Annotated in this window: 17 protein-coding genes; 9 read left to right on the forward strand and 8 right to left on the reverse strand. The window is 71.1% G+C overall.

Annotated features, from left to right (window positions below; all coding sequences use genetic code 11):
- Window positions 1–37: 37 nt before the first annotated feature.
- From ACLJPL_RS13070 to ACLJPL_RS13085, 4 genes are read right to left on the reverse strand one after another with little or no spacing between them, the layout of a single operon-like run.
- A complete protein-coding gene (locus ACLJPL_RS13070) occupies window positions 38–706 on the reverse strand; it encodes a GTP-binding protein (protein ID WP_411080942.1) in 669 nt (222 codons plus the stop codon).
- Window positions 687–1,106, reverse strand: a complete 420-nt coding sequence (locus ACLJPL_RS13075; RefSeq protein WP_411080943.1) for a DUF742 domain-containing protein — start codon at window positions 1,104–1,106, stop codon at window positions 687–689. The genes ACLJPL_RS13070 and ACLJPL_RS13075 overlap by 20 nt, the downstream gene beginning before the upstream one ends.
- Entirely contained in the window at window positions 1,103–1,582 is a 480-nt protein-coding gene (locus ACLJPL_RS13080; RefSeq protein WP_411080944.1) for a roadblock/LC7 domain-containing protein, read from the reverse strand. Before ACLJPL_RS13080 ends, ACLJPL_RS13075 begins: the two co-directional genes overlap by 4 nt.
- Window positions 1,579–4,875 (reverse strand): nitrate- and nitrite sensing domain-containing protein, encoded by a 3,297-nt coding sequence (locus ACLJPL_RS13085; RefSeq protein WP_411080945.1) that lies wholly within the window; start codon window positions 4,873–4,875, stop codon window positions 1,579–1,581. The genes ACLJPL_RS13080 and ACLJPL_RS13085 overlap by 4 nt, the downstream gene beginning before the upstream one ends.
- Before the next feature lie 374 nt (window positions 4,876–5,249).
- Here ACLJPL_RS13085 and ACLJPL_RS13090 point away from each other — a divergent pair, with 374 nt between their 5' ends.
- Complete coding sequence (locus ACLJPL_RS13090) at window positions 5,250–6,041, forward strand: hypothetical protein (RefSeq protein WP_411080989.1); 792 nt, start codon at window positions 5,250–5,252, stop codon at window positions 6,039–6,041.
- Window positions 6,042–6,203: 162 nt separating this feature from the next.
- Here the strand turns inward: ACLJPL_RS13090 and ACLJPL_RS13095 are convergent, their stop codons facing one another.
- Together ACLJPL_RS13095 and ACLJPL_RS13100 are read right to left on the reverse strand one after the other, a co-directional pair.
- Complete coding sequence (locus ACLJPL_RS13095) at window positions 6,204–7,148, reverse strand: hypothetical protein (protein WP_411080946.1); 945 nt, start codon at window positions 7,146–7,148, stop codon at window positions 6,204–6,206.
- A gap of 3 nt (window positions 7,149–7,151) precedes the next feature.
- Complete coding sequence (locus ACLJPL_RS13100) at window positions 7,152–7,562, reverse strand: hypothetical protein (protein ID WP_411080947.1); 411 nt, start codon at window positions 7,560–7,562, stop codon at window positions 7,152–7,154.
- Between the two features lie 138 nt (window positions 7,563–7,700).
- On the opposite strand from ACLJPL_RS13100, the gene ACLJPL_RS13105 reads away from it, so the two are divergent.
- The gene (locus ACLJPL_RS13105; protein WP_411080948.1) at window positions 7,701–11,897 is read left to right on the forward strand and encodes a CHAT domain-containing protein; all 4,197 of its coding nucleotides are present in this window, start codon (window positions 7,701–7,703) and stop codon (window positions 11,895–11,897) included.
- Window positions 11,898–11,965: 68 nt separating this feature from the next.
- Here ACLJPL_RS13105 and ACLJPL_RS13110 read toward each other — a convergent pair whose 3' ends face one another.
- On the reverse strand, window positions 11,966–12,448 hold the full coding sequence (locus ACLJPL_RS13110) for a MarR family winged helix-turn-helix transcriptional regulator (RefSeq protein WP_411080949.1): 483 nt from the start codon (window positions 12,446–12,448) through the stop codon (window positions 11,966–11,968).
- 309 nt (window positions 12,449–12,757) lie between these two features.
- On the opposite strand from ACLJPL_RS13110, the gene ACLJPL_RS13115 reads away from it, so the two are divergent.
- Complete coding sequence (locus ACLJPL_RS13115; RefSeq protein ID WP_411080950.1) at window positions 12,758–13,609, forward strand: lysozyme; 852 nt, start codon at window positions 12,758–12,760, stop codon at window positions 13,607–13,609.
- A 162-nt stretch (window positions 13,610–13,771) separates the two neighbouring features.
- Entirely contained in the window at window positions 13,772–14,536 is a 765-nt protein-coding gene (locus ACLJPL_RS13120) for a polysaccharide deacetylase family protein (RefSeq protein ID WP_411080951.1), read from the forward strand.
- Window positions 14,537–14,665: 129 nt separating this feature from the next.
- On the opposite strand, the gene lon is transcribed toward ACLJPL_RS13120, so the two are convergent.
- Complete coding sequence (lon, locus tag ACLJPL_RS13125) at window positions 14,666–17,086, reverse strand: endopeptidase La (RefSeq protein WP_411080952.1); 2,421 nt, start codon at window positions 17,084–17,086, stop codon at window positions 14,666–14,668.
- Window positions 17,087–17,360: 274 nt separating this feature from the next.
- Here lon and ACLJPL_RS13130 point away from each other — a divergent pair, with 274 nt between their 5' ends.
- The 5 genes from ACLJPL_RS13130 to ACLJPL_RS13150 are packed head-to-tail and all read left to right on the forward strand — an operon-like array spanning window position 17,361 to window position 21,799.
- On the forward strand, window positions 17,361–17,930 hold the full coding sequence (locus tag ACLJPL_RS13130; RefSeq protein ID WP_411080953.1) for an RNA polymerase sigma factor: 570 nt from the start codon (window positions 17,361–17,363) through the stop codon (window positions 17,928–17,930).
- The gene (locus tag ACLJPL_RS13135) at window positions 17,927–19,015 is read left to right on the forward strand and encodes a zf-HC2 domain-containing protein (RefSeq protein ID WP_411080954.1); all 1,089 of its coding nucleotides are present in this window, start codon (window positions 17,927–17,929) and stop codon (window positions 19,013–19,015) included. The genes ACLJPL_RS13130 and ACLJPL_RS13135 overlap by 4 nt, the downstream gene beginning before the upstream one ends.
- A complete protein-coding gene (locus tag ACLJPL_RS13140) occupies window positions 19,012–19,779 on the forward strand; it encodes an ABC transporter ATP-binding protein (RefSeq protein ID WP_411080955.1) in 768 nt (255 codons plus the stop codon). The genes ACLJPL_RS13135 and ACLJPL_RS13140 overlap by 4 nt, the downstream gene beginning before the upstream one ends.
- Window positions 19,776–21,170: a hypothetical protein gene (locus ACLJPL_RS13145; protein WP_411080956.1), complete on the forward strand. Its 1,395-nt coding sequence runs from the start codon at window positions 19,776–19,778 to the stop codon at window positions 21,168–21,170. The genes ACLJPL_RS13140 and ACLJPL_RS13145 overlap by 4 nt, the downstream gene beginning before the upstream one ends.
- A complete protein-coding gene (locus ACLJPL_RS13150) occupies window positions 21,167–21,799 on the forward strand; it encodes a hypothetical protein (RefSeq protein WP_411080957.1) in 633 nt (210 codons plus the stop codon). The genes ACLJPL_RS13145 and ACLJPL_RS13150 overlap by 4 nt, the downstream gene beginning before the upstream one ends.
- The last annotated feature ends 26 nt before the right edge of the window (window positions 21,800–21,825 follow it).

Here is a 21,825-nt window from a genome sequence, read left to right on the forward strand (position 1 = left end):
CTCTCCGTTGTCTCTGATTCGAGGCGGGCTGTGCAATCTAGGGCGTGACGTCGAGCGCGTGGCCGACCAGCGCCAGCAGCGACTCGACGACGGTGATCCTGTTGCGCGCGTCCATGATCACTATCGGCACGTGCGGCGGTACGGTCAGGGCCTCCCTGACATCCGCAGCCTCGTAACCGGGCGTCCCCTCGAAGTGGTTGACCGCCACGATGTACGGCAGCCCGCAGCTCTCGAAGTAGTCGAGCGCGGGGAAGCAGTCCGCGAGCCGGCGGGTGTCGGCGAGGACGACCGCGCCGATCGCCCCGCGCACCAGGTCGTCCCACATGAACCAGAAGCGCTGCTGGCCGGGTGTGCCGAAGACGTACAGGACGAGGTCGTCGTCGAGGGTGAGCCGGCCGAAGTCCATCGCCACGGTCGTGGTGGTCTTCTCGGGCGTCGCGGAGAGGTCGTCGATCTCCTCGCTGGCCTGGGTCATCAGCGCTTCGGTCTGCAACGGCTTGATCTCGGAGACCGAGCCGACGAACGTCGTCTTGCCGACGCCGAACCCGCCCGCCACCACGATCTTGGTCGCGGTGGGCGCGCGGGTGTGGTCGAGCTGCCAAGCCTGGAGGGATTCCTCGGCCTGGTCCTGGGGCCGTGACGGCTCGTCCCGGGGCCCCGGCCGGCGCGGGGCGAAGAGCGGCGCCTCAGAGACGGCGGAGTCCATTGAGCACCCTTTCGAGCAGTGCGCGGTCGGGCTGGCCGGCGCCGTGACCGGTCCCGTACACGCGGATCTTCCCTTGGTCGGCCAGATCGCTGAGCAGCACCCGGACGACTCCGAGCGGCATCCGCAACAGGGCCGAGATCTCCGCGACCGTACGCATCCGGCGGCAGATTTCGACGATGGCCTGGAGCTCCGGCATGACGCGCGAGGCGAGGTTGCCGTTGGTGAGCTCGCGGCGCTCCTCGGGTGCTTCGAGGGCGGCGACGAACGTCTCGACGAGCAGGACGTGTCCGAACCGGGTGCGGCCTCCGGTGAGGGAGTACGGGCGGACCCGGGCGGGGCGCTTGTCGGCCCCCCGGACGGGGAGACGCGGGGCGGGTTCGGCTGCGGCGGCGGTCGTCACTGGGCGCTCTCCATCGATGTGCGCAGTTCCCTGCGGAGTTCGGGGGTGAGTACGTGTCCGGCCCGGCCGACGAAGAGGGCCATGTGGTAGGCGACGACGCCCATGTCGCAGTCGGGGGCGGCGTGGACGCCGAGGAGGGAGCCGTCGCTGATCGACATGACGAAGACGCTGCCCTCGTCCATCGCGACCATCGTCTGTTTGACGCCGCCGCCGTCCATCAGCTTCGCGGCTCCGACCGTGAGGGAGCCGATGCCCGAGACGATGGTGGCCAGGTCGGCGCTGGAGCCCTTGGGGCCGTCCGAGGGCCCTGCCGCCTTCACTTCGTGATGGCCGGGGTCGGAGGAGAGCAGCATCAGCCCGTCCGACGAGACGACGGTGACCGAGTGGACCCCTGGCACCTCCTCCACGAGATTGCTCAGCAACCAGTGAAGGTTCCGGGCCTCGGTACTCAGCCCGAACGTGCTGGGCGCAGTCAACTGCGTGCCTCCTCGACTGTGTCCCCCGTCTCTTCGTTCCGGCCGTTCATACGGCCGCCGGTCTGCTCGGTGCGTGCGGTGTGCGCGGTGCGGTCGGTGGCTGTGGTGTGGCTGGTGCCTGTGGTGTGGGCGGTGGCTGCGGTGGGGCCGGTGTGCGTGGTGCCCGTGGTGTGGGCGGTGGGGACGGCCGACTCGGCGATCTCGGCCTCGACGTCGCGCCGGCCCTCCTTCGCCGCCTGGTGGAAACTGCCCAGCCTGCGGCGCAGGTCGTCCCTGTCCAGGCTGCCGGTGCGCCCGGTGGCAGGAGCGTCCTCGGGCTGGACCACCTTGGGGGTGCGCTTGGGCAGGCCCTTGTCGGTGACCCGATCGGCCTGCGGCCGCCGGGGGCCGGGCACCATGTCGGAGACGGCCTCGGCGTGCGGCGCGGGGCGGAACGCGGGCCCGTCCGGGTCCTCGTCACCCGGGGCGCTCTCGGCCGGGCGCTCGTGGCGGTCGGGGCCGATGGCGTACGGGTCGGCCGGCGGGGCCTCGGGGGGGCTCGGGTCCGCCGGGGGCTTCGGCAGCCGGACCTGCAAGGTGATCTCGGAGTCGGACTCGGCCGCCGTGATCTCGGAGTCGGGCTCGGCCGCCGTGTCTGCGTCCGCACCCGTGTCCGTACCGGTACGCGCGTCCGCGTCCGTTTCCGCGTTCGCATCAGACCTCTGCTGCGGTACGGCGGTGGCCTCGGGGTCCTTGGCGGGGGCGGGCTCCGGGACTCCGGCCTCGCGGAGCGCTCGCTCGGCTGCGGCGATCATCGGGTCGACGGCGGGCTCGGCGGCGGACGCGGACTCGGGCTGGGACTCAAGCGCGGACGGCTCAAGCGCGGACGGCTCGGACTCGGACGGCTCAAGCGCGGACGGCTCGGACTCGGGCCGGGACTCAGGTGTCGGCTCGGCGGTCAGCTCCGGCTGCGGCTCCGGCTGCGACTCCAGCTCCGGCGACGCATCCGGCGCATCCGGCCCGGCGGGCGCGGCCGGCTGCACGGGCGCTACCGGCTGCGCGGGCGCCACCGATTGGGCGGGCGCGACCGGCGTACGGCTCGGCAGTGCGTTGGAGTTGGCCTCGGCGACGGAGCCCGGCAGATTGAGCGTCGGCGCGTCACCGGGCAGTTGGACCGAGGGCGGCGACGAGGCGGGCAGGGAGTTGGGCAGCAGGGTCTGCGGCAGGACGACGACGGCCGTCACTCCACTCCCCTTCTGCTCGCGCAGCTGGACCCGGACGCCGTGCCGGGCGGCCAGCAACGAGGTGACCTGGAGGCCGAGTCCGGCCCCGTCCGCACTCTGCTCCCCCGCCTCGAACGAGGCCGGGTCGGCCAGCCTCGCATTGAGCTCGCCCATCCGGACCGTCGACATGCCGATGCCCGCGTCCTGCACGGAGAGCATCACCTCGCCGGACTCCAGCAGCCAGCCGGAGAGCTCGACATGGGAGTCCGGCGGGGAGAAGGAGGTGGCGTTCTCCAGGAGTTCGGCGAGGAGATGGCTGAGGTCGTCGGCGGCGAACCCGGCGATCTGGGCGTGCGGGGGCAGGGACTGGATGGTGACCCGCTCGTACCGCTCGATCTCGCTGACCGCCGCGCGGGCGACGTCCACCAGCGGGATCGGGCCGGCGTGGCTGTGGCCGTGCTCGGCGCCCGCGAGGACGAGCATGTTCTCGCTGTGGCGGCGCATGACCGTGGCCATGTGGTCCAGCTTGAAGAGGGTGGCGAGGCGCTCCGGGTCCTGCTCGCGCTCCTCCAGGCCCTCGATGACGCCGAGCTGTCGCTCGACGAGGCCCAGGTTGCGCAGCGAGAGGTTGACGAAGGTGTGGTGGACGGTGTTCTTCAGGCGTTCGAGCTGGGCGGTGAGCTCGGTGGCCTCGGCCTGGAGTTCGGCGCGCTGGAGAGTGAGGGCCTCGCGCTCCGCGACCAGTCCGGCGCGCTCGCCGTCGACGTTCTCGAAGCGGTCGGTGAACTCCTGCTGGAGCCCGGTCAGCTTGGAGTGGAGGGTGTTCATCGACCGGACGACCTGGGCGAACTCGTCGTTGCGGCCGGTATAGCGGACCGGTTCGGCGCTCGCGGGCTCCTCCGCGAGGCGGGCCGCGCCGATCCGCAGCACGGCGAGCGGCTGGGTCAGGGTGCGGGCGACGGCGGTGGAGACGCCGACCGCGAGCAGGAAGCAGCCGCCGAGCAGGGCGATGCTCAGCTCCAGGGCGGTGACGTCGTCGTCGCGGAACCCTTCGAGGCGCTGGACCTGCTGGGTGCCGAGGGCGGACTCGACGCTGCGCATCCGGTCGATGCGGGCGGAGAGCGCGGCCTCCAGGTTCTTGGGGTTGGTCCGCTGTTCGTTCTCGGAGAGCTCGGGGCGGTCGGTGAGGCGGGTGAGGTACTTCTCCGCGTTGTTGACCTCGGGGCCGGTGACGGTGGCGGAGAGCTTGTCGCGGGCGACGGGGTTCGCCGCCTGGTCGAACTCGGCGAGCGAGGCCAGTTCGCGGACCCGGGCCTGCTGGGCGGCGGTGCTGAGCCCGTCCCGGGCGCGGCCGGCCCGGGCGCTCTCCTCGTCCTGGGTCTGCACGGGCAGGCCGGTGAAGGGGTCGATCTGCGGGGCGGTGGGCTCGGGGCGCGGTACGGCGAGGGCGGCGAGGAGGAGCGCGCGGGTGGCGGACGCCTGCTCGACGGCCGCGCCGAGTGCGAGCGGGGCGCGGGTGGCGTCGGCGGCGCGCGGCGGGGTCTTCTCGGCCAGCTCGGCGGAGACGCCGTGCAGCTTGGCGATGACTTCGGAGTACGCCTGGTGGGCCTCCAGCGCCGAGCCCTTGCCGGTCAGCGCCGTGCGGCGCAGGGAGGGCACGGTGGAGAGGTCGCGACGCAGGGCGGCGGGGGCCGCTTCGTGGATCTCGTCGATCCGCTGGTCGACGCGGGTGGCGCGGATGCGGCGGTTCTCGGCGCCGGTCTTGCCGTCATCGGCCCGGCCGCCCGCGATGTACGCGGTGACGGCGTCCCGCTCGTCGGCCAGGGAGTGCGCGAGGGTGACGGCCTGTTGGTTGAGCTCGGCGAGGGTGACCAGCCGCTGGGACTCGGCCAGATCGGTGGACGCGCCGAGCGCCGCGGGGGCGCCCGCCGCGAGGACGATGACCCCGACGACGGCGACACCGGCGACCAGCCGACGACGGACCCGTACGGTCCGCTTCTCCGCGCCCGGCTTCTCCGCACCCGATGCCGGTGGCGTCGCCCCGGAACCGTCGCGCGTGCTGCCCTTGCTCCGCGGCCGCTTCTTCTGCACCGGTGCTCGCAATCTTGACTCGTCCACCCTTGAAGCAGAGGTGACGCTCGGTCACATAGAAGGGCGCCCCGTTCCTGGTACGGCTTCCGACCATTCCAGTGCTTTTCGGAAGGGGACGCGCATCAACCGCTCCGCCACTCCAACGAGTGAACATCACTCTTGAGTTGGCGAACAAGTCTCCCCAGGCCCGTCCGCGACCATGCGTGGACCGCCAGGTGGAACTTCGGCTCAGGCTTTGGCAGGATGCCCGCCCGCACCCGGTTCGGAGCCCTTCCCTCCGTTCGGCGGTGGTGCGTTGACCTGCGTGGACGTGCTGGTACAGGCCAAAACCCGCCCCCTGCGGGTCCGGTGGGGGGCTCATGCAGACTGACGCCATGCGCATCGAACTCGCCACCGCCCCCGGCAGTCCCGAACGCCCCAACGAGGACTGGGTCTCCACAGCCCTTCCGGCGTCCGGCCAGGGGGGCTCCCTGGTCCTGCTCGACGGCGTCACGCCGCCGCTCGCCGACCACGGCTGCGTGCACTCGGTTCCGTGGTTCACCGCGCGTCTGGGCGGGGCGCTGGTGGAACTGTCCGGTTCCCGACCGGACCTGGACCTGGCCGGGGTGCTGGCCGAGGCCATCTCCCGTACCGCTGACGCCCATCGGGCCACCTGTGACCTTTCTCACGCGCGTACGCCTCAGGCGACGGTGGCCCTGGCGCGTTGGGACGAACAGGCGATCGAATACCTGGTGCTCTCGGACTCGGTGCTTCTGCTGGAGGCCCCGGACGGCACGGTCCAGGCGGTCCTCGACGACCGTCTGGACCGGCTCCCGCCGGGCTCCCTGGCCTCGGCGGCCATCGTCGACGCCCGGCTGCGCAACAAGGAGGGCGGCTTCTTCACGGCGGCCGCCGACCCCGCGGTCGCCTCACGCGCGGTGACCGGCACCGTCCCGGCGGCCGGGGTCCGGACCCTAGCCGCACTGACGGACGGGGCGAGCCGCTGGACGGAGGTGTTCCGCGAGGGCGACTGGACGGCCGCGCTGGACCTGCTGCGCAAGGCGGGGCCCCAGGGGCTGATCGACCGGGTACGGGAGCTGGAGGAGGCCGACGCGGCCGCCGGGCGCGTACGGCTGCTGGGCAGCAAGACGCACGACGACGCGACGGCGGTGCTGGTGGAGCTGTAGGCCGGGCTCAGGACGAGGAGCGGTCCGCGCGGCGGGAGCGGGTGCGGCGCCGCAGGCAAGGGCCCCGCGGTGTCGGATCGTCCCGGCTTACGCCCAAGGCGCCCCGAACTGGCCGAAAGACCGACAGCGCGGGGAGGTCGGCCCGGCCAGGACCACTGTGCGTCACGCGACTACAGGTGGAACGGGGGGCGGGTCATTGCGGAGCCAGTGGGTGAGTGAGTCTCCCGCGTCAGCGGAGAACGGACCGGTCGATTCGATCCCCAGGCGTTCCGCGAGTTCGCGGGCGTGGAGCCGGGTGGCGGCTGTCAGCAAGAGGGAATAGGTGTCGGCATACTCGCGACCACGCCGCCATCCCGCCACCGTGAGACCGGCCGAGATCAGCACAGCGGGCCACCACAAGCCGCCCACCAGTAGATAGAGGGTCGCCCAGGCCAGGAGATCGGCGGAGCGGGCGAGGTTCTCGCGAGCCGCTGAGATCTCGCCCCGCACGGTCTCCGGCAGGATCAGCCACAGGTAGGGCCAGACCACGTCCAGGCCGAGGCCGCTTTCTCGTTCCAGTCGTATGGTCACCGCGTGAAGCTGGTCACCGCTCCAGGTGGGACGTCCCGGGTACTCGGGTGCGATGCCGACCATCTTGCGGCGGGCCAGGCGCCGGTCGGCCGGGTCGGCCCGCCGGCCTTCGGCGCGAGCGCGAGCGGCGCGGTCGCGGTGCCCGTGCCAGTCCAGGGCCGCTGCCCTCCAACGCCGCTGTCGGCGGGTCACCAACCGAGCCGCCGAACGACGCAGCGGCAAGGGCCAGCTCTCCCAGTCGGCTGCGAGGCGGAGCCGCTCGATGACTGAGCCGATAGCCTGGGCCGCGAGGCCCACGGCCGAAGCGCCCGCCAGAACGGCGGCGAGCAGGATGATCTGCCCGGGCACGGTCGTCACCGCGGGTCTGCGGGCCCACTGCGCGATCTGGTCAGTGAGCCGTGCGACGTCGAGCGCGTGAACGTGCCCCAGGGAGTGAGCGGTCACCACGACCGCCAGAAACAGGGCTCCCGGCAGAACCAGCAAGGAGAACCACTTCTCGGCGATCTTCTTGCCGAGCTCTGAGATCAGTCCGCCCATTGCTCACAACCGGTCTCGGACAAGAGCCTGCCCTTTGACGACGCAGCTGGGGACCAAGGTCTCCTCACGAAGCCACGAGTACCGCGAGCACCGGTTCAGGGGACACAGGTAGACGATGTCGTCCGAGTGGTCACGGCCGGTGCCGACCGCGCGAGGACTGCGGGTCAGCCCTCCGCCTCCCGCATACCCGTACACCCCTTGAGCATCCCCGCCCGCCTGGAGGGTCGCGTGCAGGGCGTCGAGTGCGCAGGCCACGCCCTGCCCCTCGCGGGCGGCCGCCAGGACCCTCTCCAGTGCGGCGTCGTCTCCCTCAGACCCCAGGAGATCGGCGCGAATGTCTGCCGCGTTCGTGCAGACGATCGCCATTCTCTCTCTTGTGCGATCAGGCGTCGCGCCGCCTGTGTCGTCAGCCATGGACCCCTCCCCGTGCCCGGCCCCTGGGCTCCCTCGACCACTCCGCACAGCCGCGGAACCGGCCCGAGGGAAGCCACGGCGAGCATATCCACGGAAGTCCCCTATGACCCCACAATCCCGTGACTACCATCAGACGGTATGGGCAAGCGCCGGGAATCCGATGCACGCGGCAGGCAACTGGCGGCAGGACGCGCGCTCATACAGCGGGTCGCCGCCGAGGACGACCCTTCCGCCGGCCTGAGTCCGGAGGTGCTGAACCAGGCGGTGCGGCTCACTGAGCTCGTCCGGAAGAACCCGAGGGACCTTGACGTCCGCCTCGCCGCCGGTTGGCTCCACTGGCTCCGGCATCAGGCACTTCCTGTCGGCGAACGTCAAGCCGACTTCAGCGCCGCGGTCATGATGCTCATCCCTTGCTTCATCGAGGGAGTCGGTCCCCTGCCCGAACCCCTGACGCCGGTGCTGGCAGACGCTTGCGCCCCGCACGCCGCCGAGCTGGTCCAACAGGCCCTCGTCTCCACCGACCCCGATCCGGGCGTCGTCCAGGGCATCCTGGAGCTGTGGCGCCGCATCGCTGACGGAGTGCCTGCGGCTCACCGCCACCGCACGATGTATCTGTCCAATCTGAGCGGTGCGTTGATGCTGCGGTTCAGCCGCACTTCCTCAGTCGCGGACCTCGACGAAGCCATCGCGGTCGGCCGCAGGGCGGCCGGCTCCCGTCAGACAGCGGATCACCCGGACCGCGCCATGGCTCTTTCCAACCTGGGCAACGCGCTGTGCTCCCGCTTCGAGGTCACTGGTTCGAAACAAGACCTGGACGCCGCGATCGAGGCGGGTCGAGCAGCGGTGGCGACTGTCCCCCGGCGGCACCCCAGCCGATCGGACTACCTGGGAAATCTGGGACGAGCACTTTTGGTCAGATTCGAGCACTGCGGCAGGTTCGCAGACCTTGACGCGGCCGTCAGCACGATGGATGAAGCGGCCAGGACCGCGCCCCACGATCACCCCGGCAAAGCGTTGTTCCTATCCAATCTGGTGCGCGTTCTGCGACTGCGATTTGAGCACACCAAGAGTGCGGCAGACCTTGACGCAGCGATCCGCGCCACTCGAAACGCGGTCCGCATCACACCGACCGGCCATTCCGAACAGGGATGGCAGCTCTCATCCCTGGCTCAGCTCCTTCGAATGAGGTTTGATCATTCGGGCGATGTCAAGGATTTGAATGCGGCGATCAATGCCGCCCGTGACGCGACTGAAGCATCGCGTTCCAGCCCCTCTCCGGTCCGCGCGGGCCGCCTGTGCGACCTGGGCAACGCGCTCGTCGCCCGTTACCAGAGAGAAAACAGAGCCGAAGACCTGACCACGGCGATTCACACCCTGAAAGAGGCCATGGGAATCTCACCCACCCATGACCCGAATCGTGCGCTGTACATGACCAGTCTCGGCGGTGCTCTCGGACTGAGTTTCGAACGCACTAATTCGACGGACGATCTGAACGCAGCCATCGCCTTTCACGAGAAGGCCGCGGAATTTTTATCCCCCACCCATCCGGACTACGGCATGCAGCAATGCAACCTGGGGGACGCGTTGCGCCTCAGGTTCGAGCACTCGGGCAACCCGGCGGACCTCGACGGGGCGATCACATCGGGGCGGAATGCCGTCCTATCCGTCGCCGCCTCCGGGAAAATCCCGGCCGTTTCACAGTCCAATCTAGGAATTGCGTTGCGATTGCGGTTCGAGCACGGAGGCGACATCGCCGACCTCGACGCAGCCATCAGCACCTGCCGGAGCGCAGTCGAGAGCACACCGGTCCAGCATCCGGAATACGGTACCTATCTCACCAACCTTGGAATAGCCCAGCGATGTCATTACCAGGCGACGGGATCACGTCGGCTGCTTGATGCAGCAGTCGAGTCGTTGGAAAATGCGGTCGAGGCCATCCCGCCCCACCACGCGAACCGTGCAGGATACCTGATCAATTTGGCCGGGGTGTTGCAGGAGCGCTATGAGAGCACGGGCACAACGGTAGATCTCCATGATGCGATCCTTGCCATCCGGGCAGCTTTGACAGAAACCTCCCACGAGAGCCCGTATCGGGCGCGATATCTTCACAATCTATCCGGCGCGTTGCAGCTCAGGTTCCGTCGAACAGGACTCAAGGAGGATATAGATTTCGCTATCGAATCAGCTCGCGAGGTTGCTGGAACATCCCCTCATGATCATTTCATGCAGGTGTTCAGTCTGAATACTCTGGGGGTCTCCCTAAAGGTTCGGTACGAGCACTCCGGGGAACTCTCGGATATCAATGCAGCAGTTCGCGCGCATCGCCGAGCTTTGAAACTATCTGACTCTGATCATCCGAATCACCCAATGTTTCTGTCCAACCTCAGCGACTGTCTGCGGCTCCGATTCGAGAACACCCGGCGCGTGCTTGACCTCGACGAGGCGGTCGATGTCTCCCAGCTGGCTGTTCACACCACCCCGGCCGACCATCCGGGGCGAGCGGACCGACTTTGTGGTCTGGGCGCTGCGCTGTACGAACGGTCGGACCATGTCGGCGACGTGAGCGACTCCGCATCGGCGGAGGCGGCTTATCTGGAGGCTGCGCGCTCCGAGGCCGCGACACCTGGCGTGCGGATCCGAGCCGCCCGCGAAGCGGCTCGGATCCTGGCCCGCCATGACACCGCCCGAGCGTCGGACGTACTGGAGGACGCAGTCCTTCTGCTACCTCAGCTGGCCCCCCGCGACCTGGACCGATCCGACCAGCAACGTCATCTCGGCCTACATTTCGGCTTGGCCAGTGAGGCCGCCTCACTCGCCCTGTCCGATGAGCGTGGTACGCCGGAGAGCCGGGCGGCCCGCGCACTGCGGCTCCTTGAAGCCGGGCGAGGTGTACTGCTTGCCCAGACCTTGGACATCCGTACTGATCTGAGAGAACTCCAGCAGCGAAACCCCGGGGTGGCGCAGCGTTACATGGAGCTGAAAGACCGGCTCGAGCACAGTGCCGGCACGACGATCGCGGAGGGTACGGGCGTGAACGCCCAAGCCTTCGGTGCTGCGCGGCAGAGCAAAGCCACCACGAATCGCAGGCGTCTTGTCCATGATCTGGAGAGGGTCCTGGAAGAAATTCGCTCCATGAGCGGATTCGCTTCCTTCGGGCTCCCCCCTGACCTGGACGAACTCCTCGCAGTGACACATGCGGGACCCGTTGCGATCTTCAACGTCAGCCCTCATCGCAGCGACGTTCTGCTGTTGGCACAGGGCGAGGTATCAAGTATTCGTCTGGCAGAATTTGGCTATGATGCCGTCATCGCTGCCATCGATTCCTTCCAAGAGGCTCTACGCAATTCTGCTTCCGGGAGATCCAGGGCATTGCGGAAAGATGCCCAAGCTGAACTGGTGAAGATCCTTGAGTGGCTGTGGGACAGCGCGGCGCAGCCGGTGCTGGATGCTCTCGGCTTCCGCCACTCCCTCACGGACGAGGATGAATGGCCTCGTATGTGGTGGGTGCCCGGAGGCATTCTCGGCTTGCTGCCTATTCATGCAGCCGGTTATCACACCGACCCCTTGGGCAATCCTGCTCGACGCAGCGTGATCGACCGAGTCGTTTCCGGCTACGCTCCTACTGTGCGGGCCTTGCTGCACTCATTGCGGCAGGTTGACGGACGTGTCGCGAAGACCGATCCGTTCCGGGCGCTGATTGTTTCCATGCCTACAACACCGGGTCTGGCCGATGAGGGAACTCTGCACCACATCGAGCACGAAGTCTCGCTGGTGCAGAAACAGTTCCCGCGGCATGCACTGCTCCAGGGAAGCGGAGCGTCTACGGAGCGCCCTCATCGCACTCCGCCTCTGGAGGCGACGAAAGTCAATGTCCTTGCGCATCTGCCGGAGTGCCAGATCGCTCACTTCGCATGCCATGGAGCCAGCCACCCGACAGACCCGTCAAAAAGCCTGCTCCTGCTTCAGGACTACCAGCACGAACCCTTCGACGTGGCAAGCCTCTCGGCTATCAGCCTCAAGGGCGTGGAACTTGCTTACCTCTCGGCATGCCGAACCGCTGCGATCGATGCAGTCGAATTGCTCGACGAGGCGGTGCAGCTCTCGGTAGCTTTTCAGTTGGCCGGATTCCCTCATGTCATCGGCACGCTGTGGGCGATTGATGACGAGTGCGCTGCCGTAGTCGCGGACAGCTTCTACAGCCAATTGAAGACCGGGCCGGACTTCATGGATGTACGGCGCGCCCCATTCGCATGGCACGCTGCCGTACGACAGGTACGCGACAGGCTCCCCCGCACTCCGTCCTTGTGGGCTTCCTACATGTACGCCGGTGCGTAGACGCTCACCGGTTCGAGTGATCAACTACGAGGCATCGTTCGGCCCCCGGAGTTGAAGGTCGAGTCGGGTCACTCCTCGGCGCGTGCGTTGAGCTGGCGCAGCAGCCGGGCCAGCTCCGCCACCTCGGCCCGGTCCCAGCCGGCCAGCTTGCGGACGTACCGGCCGCGGCGGGCGTCGCGGACGCTGCGGAAGCGGGCGAGGCCCTCGTCGGTCAGCCGGACGAGCCAGGCGCGGCCGTCCGCCGGGTCGGGCTCGCGGGCGACCAGCCCGAGGTCCTCCAGGGCCCGCAGCTGCCGGCTCATGGTGGCCTTGCCGACGCCGAAGTAGGCGGCCAGCTCCGTGGCCCGCTGCCGGCCCGCCGACTCCAGGCGGACGAGCAGGCCGTAGGCGGCGGGTTCCAGCTCGGGGTGGACCTCGCGGGCCATCTCCCCGGAGCTGGCCCGCGCCCGGCGCAGGAAGACGGCCAATTCGCGTTCCAGCGCCAGGAATTCGTGGTCCACACCAGTTCCGCCGGCCGCGCCCGGTTCCTCCGCGCTTCCGCTCCCGTGCACGTCACTCCCCCTCGTACGGTTTCCTGCCGATGAAAGTTTCTTCCACGGCCGGACAACGCCGCAGCTCGGCCAGTATTTCGCAGGCGTAGACCAACGGCGGCGACCAGTCCCCCTTCCGCACCCCGGGTCTACGTGCGTAGCGTCACCTGCGAGCACATGACATGGACACACCAGACCATCACCCGGAGCGCCCGCACGCGCGCCGGCACCAGCATCGCGTCCAGCACTCCGGCCCGGCCCAGCACTCCAGCACCTCCCAGCACCGCGGCTCGCCGCCGGTAATCCCGCCCACGTCTCGGAGGCACACCCATGTCCCTGCACCGACACAGATCCGGCACAGCCCGCTCCCCGCGCCTCGCCGCCGCGGGAGCCCTCCTCGCCACCCTCGCCCTCCTGCTCACCGCACCCGGAGCGGCCACCGCCGCCGACGACGGGACCACCGCCACCGCCCCGCCCGCCCGCGGCACCGCCAGGATGGGCCAGGGCGTCATCGAGCACGACGGGCAGGGCGGGCTGCCGCGCGACTCCCGCGTCGTCCAGACCGAGGGCGTGGACGTCAGCAGCCACCAGGCCAACGTCGCCTGGGCGAACTTGTGGAACAGCGGCGTCAAGTGGGCCTATGTGAAGGCCACCGAGGGGACTTACTACAAGAACCCCTACTTCGCGCAGCAGTACAACGGCTCGTACAACGTGGGCATGATCCGCGGCGCGTACCATTTCGCCACCCCGAACACCACGAGCGGCGCCGCGCAGGCGAACTACTTCGTGGACAACGGCGGCGGCTGGTCCCGGGACGGGAGGACCCTGCCGGGCGTGCTCGACATCGAGTGGAACCCGTACGGCGCCCAGTGCTACGGGCTCAGCCAGGCGGGGATGGTGAACTGGATCCGGGACTTCACCCGCACCTACCGGGCGCGCACCGGCCGGGACGCGGTCATCTACACCGCGACCAGCTGGTGGAAGGACTGCACCGGCAACAACGCGAGCTTCGGGGCTACCAACCCGCTCTGGGTGGCCCGGTACAACACGACGGTCGGCGAGCTGCCGGCCGGCTGGCCCGTCCAGACGATGTGGCAGTACACCTCGACGGGCCCGATCGTCGGCGACCACAACCGCTTCAACGGCGCGCTGGACCGCGTACGGGCGCTGGCCAACGGCTGAGCCTCTGTGAGGAACAGGTCCCGGCGGCCGCGCACCCCAGGCGGCCGGGACCCCGGTCGCCGCCTACCCTCCCCCACTATGCACTCCATGTATACGCGCTATGTATAGTCCTCCGCGTACCGCACGCCTGTGCGGATTTCCCGCGCAGAGGAGTGATGTGTCGTGCCCGAGAAGATGCGACTGTCCGGCAAGAGGTTGACCGCGACGCTGGTGACCGCGCTCACACTGGCGTTGAGCGGCTGCTCGATGGACACGACGGCTCCGGGCTCGGCCCGGCAGGACGCGGCGTCCGACGCCAAGGGCTCCTTCGGGCCGGTGGACTGCCGCAAGGCGAAGTGCATCGCCCTCACGTTCGACGCGGGGCCGGGCAAGGACACCCCGGAGCTGCTGGACATCCTGAAGGAGAGAAAGGTCCACGCGACCTTCTTCCTGCTGGGCAAGCACCATGTGCTCAAGTACCCGGAGACCGTCCAGCGCATCGAGGACGAGGGGCACGAGGTGGCCAACCACACCTGGACGCACAAGATCCTCACCGACGAGAAGCCGGACGGGATACGGGCCGAGCTGGAGAAGACCCAGACGGCGATCGAGAGGGTCACCGGCAAGAAGCCCCGGCTGATGCGCCCGCCGCAGGGCCGCACCGACGACCAGGTCTCAAAGATCAGCAAGGAACTCGGGCTGTCCCAGGTGCTGTGGAGCGCCACCGCCAAGGACTACTCGACGAACGACTCCGCGCTGATCACGAAGCGGATCGTGGACCAGGCGAGCAAGGACGGCGTCATCCTGCTCCACGACATCTACAAGGGCACCGTGCCCGCCGTGCCCGGGATCGTCGACGCGCTCCAGAAGGACGGCTACACCTTCGTGACCGTCCCCGAGCTGATGGCCCCGGCCGTGCCGGAGCCGGGCACGATCTACCGCCCCTGAGGCCCTGACGCGACCCCGCGGAACGGCCCGCCCGCCACTGCGTGCGAAACGGCCCGCCCCCGTTGACTCGGGAAGCGGGCCGTCCGTACCGGCCGCGTACCTGATACCGCGCCCGTCACTGCGTGGCGGTCAGGCCGCGGCCGGGATCCTCTCCTGCGCCCTGGCCGAAGCCGGGGCGAGGGCGATCTCCAGTACCTGGCGGACGTCGGTGACCGGGTGGACGTCCAGCGTGTCCAGCACCTCGGCCGGGACGTCGTCCAGGTCGGCTTCGTTGCGCTGGGGGATCACCACGGTGGTGATGCCCGCGCGGTGGGCGGCCAGCAGCTTCTGCTTCAGGCCGCCGATCGGCAGCACCCGCCCGGTGAGCGAGACCTCGCCGGTCATCGCCACATCCGTACGGACGAGCCGTCCGGAGAGCAGCGAGGCCAGGGCGGTCGTCAGGGTGATGCCCGCACTCGGGCCGTCCTTGGGAACCGCGCCCGCCGGGAAGTGGATGTGCACACCCCGGTCCTTGAGGTCCGCGACCGGCAGCTCCAGCTCCGCGCCGTGCGACCGCAGGAAGCTCAGCGCGATCTGCGCCGACTCCTTCATGACGTCCCCGAGCTGACCGGTCAGGGTCAGTCCGGACGCCCCGGTCTCCGGGTCCGCGAGCGACGCCTCGACGAAGAGGACGTCACCGCCCGCCCCGGTCACCGCGAGCCCGGTGGCCACGCCCGGCACGGCGGTGCGGCGCTCGGCCGGGTCCTGGGCCGACTCGGGCACATGGTGCGGGCGTCCGATGAGGCCGCGCAGGTCGGCGTCGGTCACCGTGAACGGCAGCTCGCGGTCGCCCAGTTCGTGCTGGGCGGCGACCTTGCGGAGCAGCCGGGCGATCGCCCGCTCCAGGTTCCGTACGCCCGCCTCGCGGGTGTACTCGCCGGCCAGCCTGCGCAGCGCCGACTCCTCCAGGGCCACTTCGTCCTTCTCCAGACCGGCCCGCTCCAGCTGACGCGGCAGCAGGTGGTCCCGGGCGATGACGACCTTCTCGTCCTCGGTGTAGCCGTCGAGCCGGACCAGCTCCATACGGTCGAGCAGGGCCTCGGGGATGGCTTCGAGCACATTGGCGGTGGCCAGGAACACGACGTCGCTGAGGTCGAGTTCGACTTCCAGGTAGTGGTCGCGGAAGGTGTGGTTCTGCGCGGGGTCGAGGACTTCGAGGAGGGCGGCGGCCGGGTCGCCCCGGAAGTCGGAGCCGACCTTGTCGATCTCGTCGAGCAGGACGACCGGGTTCATCGAACCGGCCTCCTTGATGGCCCGCACGATACGTCCGGGAAGCGCGCCCACGTACGTACGCCGATGGCCCCGGATCTCCGCCTCGTCCCGGACCCCGCCGAGCGCGACCCGGACGAACTCACGGCCCATGGCGTGCGCGACCGACTCCCCGAGCGAGGTCTTGCCGACGCCGGGCGGGCCCACCAGGGCGAGCACGGCGCCGCCACGGCGGCCGCCCACCACGCCCAGACCCCGGTCGGCACGCCGCTTGCGCACCGCGAGGTACTCGGTGATGCGCTCCTTCACGTCCGCGAGGCCGGCGTGCTCGGCGTCCAGGACCTCCTGGGCGCCGCGGATGTCGTAGGCGTCCTCGGTGCGCTCGGTCCAGGGCAGTTCGAGGACGGTGTCCAGCCAAGTGCGGATCCAGGAGCCCTCGGGCGACTGGTCGCTGGACCGCTCAAGCTTCTCGACCTCCTTGAGCGCGGCCGTACGGACGTGCTCGGGCAGGTCGGCGGCCTCGACGCGGGCCCGGTAGTCGTCGGACTCGTCCTCCGGGTCGCCGTTGAGCTCGGAGAGCTCCTTGCGTACGGCGTCCAGCTGACGGCGCAGCAGGAACTCCCGCTGCTGCTTGTCGACCCCCTCCTGGACGTCCTTCGCGATGGACTCGGCCACATCCTGCTCGGCGAGGTGCTCGCTGAGCCACTGGATGGCGAGCTTCAGCCGCGCGACGGGGTCCACGGTCTCCAGCAGCTGGACCTTCTGGGCAGTGGTGAGGAACGGCGAGTATCCGGAGTTGTCCGCGAGCGCGGAGAGGTCCTCGATCTGCTGGACCCGGTCCACGACCTGCCAGGCGCCGCGCTTCTTCAGCCAGCTGGTGGCGAGCGCCTTGTACTCCTTGACGAGCTCGGCGGCGGAGCCGGGAAGGGGGTCGGGCACGACGACGTCGAGCACGGTCCCCTCGACCCAGAGCGCCCGCCCGGGGCCACTGGTCCCGGCCCCGATGCGGACCCGGTCGCGGGCCCGGATGAGCGCCCCCGGGTCACCGTCCGACAGGCGTCCGACCTGCTCGACGGTGCCGAGGACCCCGGTCCCCGTGTACGTGCCGTCGATGCGCGGGACCAACAGCACCTCGGGCTTGCCGCCTCCGGGACGGGCGGCGGCCTGCGCGGCCTCGACGGCGGCGCGCACCTCGGTGTCGGACAGGTCCAGCGGCACCACCATGCCGGGCAGGACGACCTCGTCGTCGAGCGGCAGCACGGGCAGGTCGATCGGTGTGAACGCCTTGGACTCGGTAGTCATGATCTCCCCTTCGGCAGGCAAGTTGAGCTATGTGGACTCAATGCTTGTGAGCCGCCGAATGTTCCCCGGGCGCTGTTCGCTGTGAGCGATCAAGGCCCGGAAGCCTGGTGATCCCTCCGTCCACGGGAGCGTCGGGCGCGGAACGGCTATTCCCCGGGCCGCTCTCCCTCCTCGGTGAACCTCCCGGTGAACCGGATACGGTCCGGCGGGCGATAGGGAGGGTGTGAGGCTGTTGCGCCCTACGGGGGAGGACCGGGATGAGCGGGATGACGGTATGGGGACGGACCAGGACGACGCGGCGTTGCTGCGCGCCGTCGCGGGCGGGGACGCGGAGGCGCTCGGCGCGCTCTACGACCGGCACGCCGGGTGGCTGCACGCCCGGCTCGCCCGGCGGTGCGCGGATGCGGAGACCGTGCGCGAAGTGCTCCAGGACACCTTCGTGACCGTGTGGCGTTCCGCCGCCTCGCACCGGGGGTCCCAGGCCGGCGGGTGGCTGTGGGTGATCGCCTCCCGCCGCCTGGTCGACGCGCTGCGGGCGGGGGCGCGCGCGGACCGCCTCCCCGGGACCGCCCCGGAGGCCGCCGCGCCCTCCGCCGAGGACCGGGTGCTGGCCGGGCTGGAGTACGGGGACGTGGGCACCGCCCTGGAGGGGATCTCGCCGGAACTGCGCCAGGTGCTGCGCGCCACGGTCGTGGACGGGCTCTCCACCCGGGAGGCCGCCGCGCTCCTCGGCATCCCCGAGGGCACGGTCAAGACCCGGGCGATGCGGGCGCGGCGCGAGCTGCGGGCCGCCCTGGAACGGCTGGCCCCGGACGGCGGAGCGGCCCTGGGGGGTATGGCATGAGGCGCGAGAAGCCCGGCGGGCCGGTCTGGCACGTGGGCGGGGAGCTGGCCGCGCGCTATGCGGCCGGTACGGCCGCCGAGAGCGACGCCTGGTCCCTGGAGAAGCACGTCGAGGTGTGCGGCCGCTGCGCGGCCCTGGTCTCCTCGGCGGTCCGGGCGGGTACGGAGACGGGCCCGCTGCTGGCCGACGTCCGGGCGGCCGTGCTGGCGACGGCGGTCCCGCAGGCGCACAGGAGCGTCGCCTCCCAGGCGTACGCCCAAGGCCCGGAAACCCACCCGGCCGCCGCACCACCCCCGTACGCCGAACACCCCGCATCCCACCCGGCCGTCGCCTCCCGGGCGTACGCCGAACACCCGGAATCCCACCCGGCCGTCGCCCCACCCCCGTACGCCGGGAGAAGCACGGGGAGCCCGAGAAGCCCGGGGAGCACGGGGAGCGCGGTGCCGATCCCGCGTACGCCCCGCGCGGTCAGGCTCCTGTGGGCCGCCGGGCCCGCCCTGCGCGGGGCGTGGCTGCTGGCGCTCGCGGTCGTCGTCCTCGGGGCCGTATCCCTGTCGTACGGGGCCGGGCTCGGGGCCTCCGTACGGCCGTTGCTGCTGGTGACCGCGCCGGTGCTGCCGTTCGCCGGGGTCGCCCTGTCCTACGGGCGGCACACCGATCCGCTGTACGAGATCGTCGCCTCGACCCCGTCCGGCGGGCTGCGGCTGCTGCTGACCCGGACCGCCGCCGTCCTCGCGGTGAGCGTTCCGGCGCTGACCCTCGCCGGGGCGGTGCTGCCGTCCTCGGCGGGCGGTCCGGGGGCCGCCGCCTGGCTGCTGCCGGGGCTGGCGCTGACGCTGGCGACGCTCGCGCTGGGCAGTTTCGTCGGCTGCCGCCGGGGGGCGGCAGCGGTCGGCACCGCCTGGCTGGCCCTCGTCGTCGCGCCCTCCGCCGGAGCCTCCCCCTCCGGAGAGGCGCTGATGGCCGGGGCCGCCCCGTACTTCACCGGGCCCGCCGCCCAGAGCTCCTGGGCGGCCGGGGCCCTGGCCTGCGCGCTGCTGCTCGCCGCCCGCCGCCGTTCCTTCGACCATCTGGAGACACCATGAGCGCCAAGGTCACCGGGCTGACCGTCCGGCACCGCAAGAAGACCGCACTGGACGCCGTGGACCTGGACTTCGCACCGGGCGTGCACGGCCTCCTCGGGCCCAACGGGGCGGGCAAGACCTCGCTGATCCGGGTGCTGGCCACGGTCTCGGCCCCGGACGGGGGCCGGGTCGAGCTGCTGGGGAACGAGGTCGGCCGGCCCTCCGACCACCGCGAGCGGGCCGCCGTACGGCGTCGGCTCGGCTATCTGCCGCAGGAGTTCGGCTACTACCCGGGGTTCACCGTGCGCGAGTTCGTCGGCTACGTCGCCTGGCTCAAGGAGATGGACGGAGCGGGGGTCGCGGCGGCGGTGGAGCGGGCCGTGGACCGGGTCGGGCTGGGCGACCGGATCGACGCCAAGGTCAAGACCCTCTCCGGGGGCATGGTCCGGCGGGTCGGCATCGCCCAGGCGATCGTCAACGAGCCCGCCCTCCTGCTGCTGGACGAGCCGACCGCCGGTCTCGACCCGGAGCAGCGCGTCGAGTTCCGGGCCCTGCTGCGGGAGCTGGGCGGCTCCTCCACCGTGATCGTCTCCACGCATCTGGTCGAGGACGTCGCCGCCGCCTGCACCGAGGTGACCCTCATCGAGGCGGGCCGGATCGCCCACCGGGGCACGACCGCCGGCCTGGTCGCCCTGGGCGACGCGTCGGACGAGCTCGGCGGCAACCCCATCGAGCGCGGCTACACCGCCGCCCTGCGCACGCACCGTACGGCGGTGGGGGCATGACGGACACGCTGAGTCCGCCGGAGTCCGCCGCCCCCGAGGCCCCCCGCCGGCGCGGCGGCCACCCGGCGCGCGCCGCGTTCCGGGCCGAGCTGAGGCGCGGGATCGCCCCCTGGACCGCCCCGGCCGTCGCTCTCACCATCGCGGTGACGATGCTCGGCAAGTCCGGTCAGTGGCAGGGCGGCTGGGCCGATACGCAGGAGCTGCTGCACGCGTCCGCCACGCTGCTGGGCGGGCCGCTGGTCGCGGCCGCCGGGTGCTGGCAGGGCGGCCGCGACCACCGGCGGCGGACCGCCGGGCTGTGGCTCTCGGTGCCCCGGGGCCGTCCGGCGCGGCTGGTGATGGCCGCCGCGCCGGTGGCGGTGTGGGCGGTCGTCGGCCATCTGCTCGCCGCGGCGGGGGTGCTGGCCGCCACCTGGCCGTACGCGGGCGCGGGCGGGCCCTCGGCCGAGCTGATCGCCGTGGACGCCTGGTTCCTGGTGTGCGCGGCGTTCACCGGGTTCGTGGTCGGCCGGGTGTGGCGGTGGCGGCTGGCCGCGCCGGTCCTCGCGGCGGCCGGGTACCTCTTCCTGGGCGTGCCCACGTACTTCGCCTCCGACCTCCGTCTCCTGAACCCGGCCGAGCAGTACTACCTGGGGGACCAGGTCCCGGTGGGGTGGTTCGCGCCCGTCATGGTCCTGTGGGTCGGCGCTCCGGTGCTCGCCCTGGTGATCGGGTACGCGGCGCGCCGCCGGTTGTTCGCCGTCGTGCCGCTGGCGGTGGCCGCCGCCCTCGCTCCCCTGATCGTGAGCAGCGGCGAGGACCTGTTCCGGGACGACCCGGTGGCCTGGCAGCTGATCTGCACGGACGAGGCTCCGCAGGTCTGCGTGGGCGGGCGGGAGGGGCCGCTGCTGCCCCAGGTGTCCGACGCGCTGGCCGGGCTGCGCTCCCGCCTGGACGGAGTGCCCGGCGCACCGCTGCGGTACGTCTCCGTACCCGTCTCCGGCGGTGGAAGGACTCCGGCCGGCGCGTCCCGGCTGCCGGGGCCGACCCTCGGCTGGACCGTCGTACGCGGCCGACTGGTCGACCCCGTCGCGTACGCCTCCGAGACGGCGCGGCAACTCTCCGAGCGCGACTGCCCGGACTCCGCATCGGCCGAGGACGAGTCCGTGGCGGAGGGGGACGCGTCCGCGGCGGCGGAGGCCGAGGAGGACGCCCACATACGCGTGATGCAGATCGACGACGCCGTGGTGCACTGGCTGGCCCCTTCCAACGCCACGGCGCCGGCCCGCGACTGGTCCGGCCCGTATCTGGACCGGCTCACCGCGATGGACGACGCCGAGCGCCGGGCATGGCTCGGCCGCTACCTCGCCACCCGCGACAGCTGCGACCCGAAGGAGGTGCCGGCCCTGTGACGACCGGCCGAGGGGCGACGCTCGTACGCGCCCCGCTGACCGTCCTGTACCTGCGCTCCCGCGCACTCCCGGCGACGCTGGCCGCGCTGGCGGGCATCGCCCTGTTCGCCGGGTGGGCCGCCGACTGGCTCCAGGACCAGCCGGGCTTCGACCACACCGCCCGCGTCCCGGTGCTGGCGCTCGCCCCGCCGCTCGCCGCCGCCGCGATCGGCGCGGGGCTCCACTCGCACACCGAGGAGCTGGACCGCACGGCCGCGCGCCCCTGGTGGCCGAGGCGCCTGGCGTATCTGCTGCTGCTCACCGCGCTGGCGGCCGGGGCCCTGGCCCTGGCGGTGCCGGGGCACCCGGAGCGGTTCGGCGCGCCGGCCATGGTGCGCAACGTTCTCGGTGCGACGGGGGTGACGGCAGCGGCGGCGGCCCTGCTGGGGGCCCGGGCGAGCTGGCTGCCGATGACGGTGTACGGGGGCGCGGTCTACATGGCCGCGCCCAGGACCCCGGGCGGGGCGGCGGCGTACTGGGCATGGCCGATGCAGCCGGGGCCACAGGCGGCGGCCTGGGCGATGGCGGGGGCGGCGTACGCGGTGGGGGCGGCGCTGCTGGTGGTGCGCGGGCCACGCCCGGACCGCTGACGGTCGCCCGCGCGCCCGCGACGGCG

Source organism: Streptomyces sp. cmx-18-6, assembly GCF_046548915.1.
In the GTDB taxonomy this organism is placed as follows: Bacteria; Actinomycetota; Actinomycetes; order Streptomycetales; family Streptomycetaceae; genus Streptomyces.